5 protein-coding genes are annotated in these 5,109 nt (G+C 40.0%); 3 read left to right on the top strand and 2 right to left on the bottom strand.

The annotated features are described in order from the left end of the window. Positions 1–673 precede the first annotated feature (673 nt). Entirely contained in the window at positions 674–1,450 is a 777-nt protein-coding gene (locus tag Q0L00_RS19435) for an SDR family oxidoreductase (RefSeq protein ID WP_297338558.1), read from the top strand. Positions 1,451–1,479: 29 nt separating this feature from the next. Here the strand turns inward: Q0L00_RS19435 and Q0L00_RS19430 are convergent, their stop codons facing one another. Further along, positions 1,480–2,205, bottom strand: coding sequence for a spheroidene monooxygenase (locus tag Q0L00_RS19430; RefSeq protein WP_297338557.1), 726 nt, complete (start codon positions 2,203–2,205; stop codon positions 1,480–1,482). Between the two features lie 361 nt (positions 2,206–2,566). On the opposite strand from Q0L00_RS19430, the gene Q0L00_RS19425 reads away from it, so the two are divergent. Further along, a complete protein-coding gene (locus Q0L00_RS19425) occupies positions 2,567–3,184 on the top strand; it encodes an NAD(P)-binding domain-containing protein (protein WP_297338556.1) in 618 nt (205 codons plus the stop codon). Positions 3,185–3,308: 124 nt separating this feature from the next. Beyond that, positions 3,309–3,983, top strand: a complete 675-nt coding sequence (locus Q0L00_RS19420) for an ROK family protein (protein ID WP_297338555.1) — start codon at positions 3,309–3,311, stop codon at positions 3,981–3,983. A 55-nt stretch (positions 3,984–4,038) separates the two neighbouring features. Here Q0L00_RS19420 and rfbA read toward each other — a convergent pair whose 3' ends face one another. Next, on the bottom strand, positions 4,039–4,899 hold the full coding sequence (gene rfbA, locus Q0L00_RS19415) for a glucose-1-phosphate thymidylyltransferase RfbA (protein WP_297338554.1): 861 nt from the start codon (positions 4,897–4,899) through the stop codon (positions 4,039–4,041). Positions 4,900–5,109 lie beyond the last annotated feature (210 nt).

Here is a 5,109-nt window from a genome sequence, read left to right as displayed (position 1 = left end):
TCTGGATGATGAGTACCGATCTAAAGTCCTGAAAATCTAAAAGCGATTTCCCTGGCCCAAACACCAAGTATTTGAAAAGATCAAAAAAAATCGATTTTTTATTGCGAAAAAAAAGTCCACATTGGATATGTACCGTATTTGTACCGATTTTTTCCAAATATCTTTTTTACAACTAGTTACACTTTCTGTATCGCAAATGAATGACGAAAATTAGCTCGAAATAATTATATGTAATCACCATCAGAAACACGAGGAAACAAACTGATCATAACAATAAGCTGGGAGCTCAAACATCAGAATTACACTATATGCCAGTTCTGTGGAAATTCAGTCACTGCAATGACCAAAGTAACCACGTATTGTAGTGATCACTGCTCAAAAAGAGTTTATAACTCCAAATCAAAGAAGAAAAAATTCAGCAAAGCAACATTGAGACGCAAAGGTTCATCAATCAGGACAAGATCAATGCCAGCCAAAAAAACTTTTTGAATGTGAAGGAAACCTCCCATGGACTAGTGCAGTAAAATCCATGCCTTATACTTTCTGAATCTAAAGCCATCAAAACAGCTAGAAATATCAAGAAATAACCACCAATAAAATTCTCAAATTGAATTAATTTAAATTTTATCCATTTAATTCGTTTTAGAATCCCAACATACCAACTCTATTTGCGATGGACTTAAGATTAACCAATCAACGATTTCTGGTTTGCGGGGCAAGCAGCGGACTGGGAGAGGCAGTTGCCCGAATGCTTTTAAATGAAGGAGCCCGTGTTGTACTGGTGGCTAGGCGAGGTGAATTGCTCAGAGAAAAGTTTGCTGATTTTATGCAAAGCGTAGAGCTAATGGAAGGTACACTGACTTCAGAAGAAACACGAAATCGAATTTTTCAATCCCTGGAAAACCAGGACTTTCACGGCATATTCCTCAATGCCGGAGGGCCTCCTACTGGAACTCCCCTACAAACTACCTTGGCCGATTGGGATGAAGCTTGGCAATTGGTGATGCGCTGGAAAATAGATTTGTCTTTACGGCTTGCTCCATTTTTGGTGAAGAATGGCTATGGCAGAATACTTTTTCTGGAAAGTCAATCTGTCAAACAACCGCTTCCTGCCCTGACCTTGAGCAATGCTTTTCGGGCAGGTGTTGTAGGTTTTGCTAAAAGCCTCGCACTTGAACTTGCCTCAAGTGGGGTAACGGTGAATGTATTGGCTCCAGGCTCGCATGATACTCCAGCTATTGAACGCGTAATTAAAAACAAAAGCATTACTGAGAATCTTTCCTTTGAAAGCGCAAAAAAAGCAATGGAAAGAAACATTCCTATGGGTCGGATGGGAAAGGCTGAAGAGCTAGCTTCATTGGCGGTTTATTTACTTTCACCACAGAGTAGCTTCATTACCGGCCAGACCATTAGTCACGATGGAGGCAGTATCGCGGGGATTTTTGGATGAACCAGCACCAGCAGAAATTTCCTGTTTCTTTAGTTGTCTAGAAATTGGGCAAGTGGGTTTTTACCTTCCCACTCGCCCACAGTTTTATAGGGCACAAAATTCGCAAACAGCTCTTCACTGTACCATCCTAAGGTCCTGGTTTTCTGGATCACTTCACTGTGGAGTTTGGATCGGTAAGCATAATTACGCATGGATTCAAGATCCTCCCACAGACTAAACGTTGCCTGCATCAGCCAAGGATATTCTCCAATTCCTATGGAGAATATCGAACCATCCCGCTCGTTTAAATTCTTACTGACCGAGGGTACATAGCTCCAAAATTTTCGCAAAAACCGAAGTTTGATCCTAGCCCGGGTAATCACCGCTACAGGACCGGATTGATCCGCTGGGTGGGTACGGAATGGGTTAATCCCTGACCATTTTCCATGAGCCTTACTGGTATTCATATAGATGGTCCAGTTTTCTGTTGCCCTTGATTTAAATGGAGTAAAGTACTCGGATTCATTAAAGTAAGTTTCAGCGGCATTTTCGGATTCCCAAACAGCCAGCAAAACATAAACATTAAAATTTAGCATCTTGGAAAACCCATTTTTCCCTCCGCTGCCCATTAATTTATAAAATTCAAGTCCTTTGATTTTTTTAAAATGCTGTTGGGATTTTCCCATTTGTCTGAAAATCCAAAATGCATGTATTCCTTCAAATCTAAAAAGTGTGATAGTGACAACCTGTTTTCTTTCTCCTTTGCTAAGATCCATTTAAATGAGTTTACAACTGCTCTAGATAATTTCATAAACAGAAAATATTCACTAAAGTTCTAAACCTTTTTTATTGACGATGGCCTGCATAAAAATAGAATGAAATCTACGGTCTACAATGCCGAAAAACACAAAAGAAAGCGCAGGTCCTGACCATGCTGAAAATTCATTCTCATTTTCAAATTAAAAAAAAAGATTTTTGACGCTAAGAAAAAGCTGAATATTTTGAATTCTAAAAATTCACCAAATATTATTTTTATTTTAAATATAAAAACCTATTTTTCAAAAGATTAGATTGAGCTTTAATCGGTCAATGAAAACTTATCGTCCCCAAATTACCTCACCCATTAAACGCGCTTTTATGAAATTAGGAATTCTTGGAGGAACCTCTTTGGCAAAGGCACTTGGAAAAAAATTTATCAATGCTGGTATTTCCGTTGTCTTTGGAGTTCATCCCGATTTTGATGTTGAGGAAGTCGAATGGAAAATGCTCAATCGCCTCCATCATCGGATTTGTCCCTTTGAGTCAGCGATTATCCAAGCGGAAATCTTATTAATCTGCAGCGAGAATGAACATTTGCAGGCCATCTGGCAATCGTTTAAAAATACCGACACCTCAGATAAACTGATCATTGACTGTACCAATACCACCTACTCGAACAAAATCAATCACTCCCCTACCAAAATACTTAAGCGAATCGCTCCCAAGGCTCATTTATTCAAAGCGTTTAACAATCTGGGCATGGATTATCCGCTTTACGATCCCTTAGGAATAATCAAGGAAACCTACTTTTGTGGAGACGAGGTTCCGGAAAAAATCAGAGTCAAGCGTTTAATTGAGTTAATTGGATTCAAAGCGATTGATGCGGGAAAGTTTAATAATGCCACTCTTTTGGAAGCTTTTTACCATTTGGGAAAAGAAATAGCAGTAAACAAAAACGAAAATAGCCAATTTCATTTTAAACTCATTTCTATTTAGGAGAAGACTTTTTATTTTCAATTTGAAAATGCGGCCTTGGGTAGGCTATTTTTCCCTTAAATTTTATAGTTTCACAGTGAAATAAATAAATCTGTTTTGGGGGCAACAGCCCTGCTTTGATCGAATGAAAAAATCCAATAAAAACGTCCTAGTCATCGATATTGGTGGTTCGAATGTGAAAATTCTAGCCACAGGAGAAACTGAACGAATAAAAATCCCATCAGGTAGTGAGTTTACCCCGGAACAAATGGTCCCGCTGGTTAGAGAAAATGCCGCCGAATGGTCTTTTGATGTGATTACCATGGGGTTTCCCGGTGTGGTCAAACACAATAAAATCAAAAGTGAACCGGTCAATATGGGATCAGGTTGGATGGATTTTGACTTTGAGAAGGCCTTTGACTGTCCGGTGAAAATCTTAAACGATGCGGCCATGCAAGCCTTGGGCAGTTATGAAGGGAAAAAATTACTTTTTTTGGGATTGGGTACGGGTTTGGGCACCGCAATGGTCATGAATCAGACTATTTTTCCGATTGAGGGAGGCCATCTCCCCTACAAGAAATCCACTTTCGAATCCTATATCGGGAAATCATACCTGTTTAACAGCGGACAAAAAAGATGGGAAAAACACGTCAGCAAAGCCGTTGAGATCTTTCGAGATACCTTTCAACCCGAGGACATTGTTTTGGGAGGAGGAAATTCGAAACTGCTTACCGAAGTTCCCGAAGGTTGCCGACTAGGCACCAATCAAAACGCATTCAAAGGCGGATTTAGACTTTGGGAGGAAGATTTTTGGGTTTAACCCCTTAAAAAGAGGTGCTACCGATTGGGATTGCACCTCTTTTTTTAGCCAATCCTTAAGAAATTAAGCGTCTGAGATAGATTCCGTAGCCACTTTTCCCCAGTTTTTCGGCCGCCTGAAGTAATTCTTCTTTTCCGATAAACTTGCTTCGATAAGCAATTTCCTCGATGCATCCGATTTTCAAGCCCTGACGCTCTTCGATTACTTCGACAAATTGTGCCGCCTGAAGGAGTGACTGATGCGTACCGGTATCCAGCCAAGCTGTTCCCCGATTTAAGATCGCTACCTGTAAAGCACCCATTTTTAGATATTCATTATTGATATCTGTGATTTCCAGTTCACCGCGGGGACTGGGTTTGATTTGCTTGGCAATCTCGACTACTCTATTATCGTAAAAATATAAGCCGGGAACTGCGAAGTTTGACTTGGGGTTTACTGGCTTTTCTTCAATACTGATCGCTTTTTGGTTTTGGTCAAATTCCACTACACCATAGCGCTCCGGATCATTGACATGATAGGCAAAGACCACTCCCCCAGTAGGATCTGTATTTTCCAACAAGGTTTTGTGAAGTCCGGAACCATAAAAAATATTATCACCTAAGATTAGCGCTACTTTATCATTCCCAATAAATTCCTCCCCAATAATAAAGGCTTGTGCCAAGCCATCTGGGGAAGGTTGCACCGCATATTCAAATCTACAGCCCAGCTGAGAGCCATCGCCGAGCAATTTTTGGAAGGCCGCCGAATCTTCAGGAGTGGTAATGATCAAAATCTCCCGTATCCCAGCCATCATTAAAACCGAAAGCGGATAATAAATCATCGGCTTGTCATAAACCGGCATCAGCTGCTTACTTACTGTGATCGTCAAGGGATACAAACGAGTTCCGGAGCCTCCGGCCAAGATAATTCCTTTCATGCACTGTGGGTTAATTCAGAATTCAGATTAAATAATTCATTAAAACTACTAATACCCTTTTGAATTTTGAAATTTAGCCTTCAATTCCATCCAACCTTTTTGATTAAATTAACCTGACGGCAATACCTTACTTTCAAATTTGCTCGAGGATTCCCCAGGGAAATCGCTTTTGAAGTTTTTTAAAATCGGGCAATTTTTGATAATTTTAGG

The organism is Algoriphagus sp. (assembly GCF_024305035.1).
Lineage (GTDB): Bacteria > Bacteroidota > Bacteroidia > Cytophagales > Cyclobacteriaceae > Algoriphagus.
This window is presented reverse-complemented; position numbering and strand designations above follow the sequence as displayed.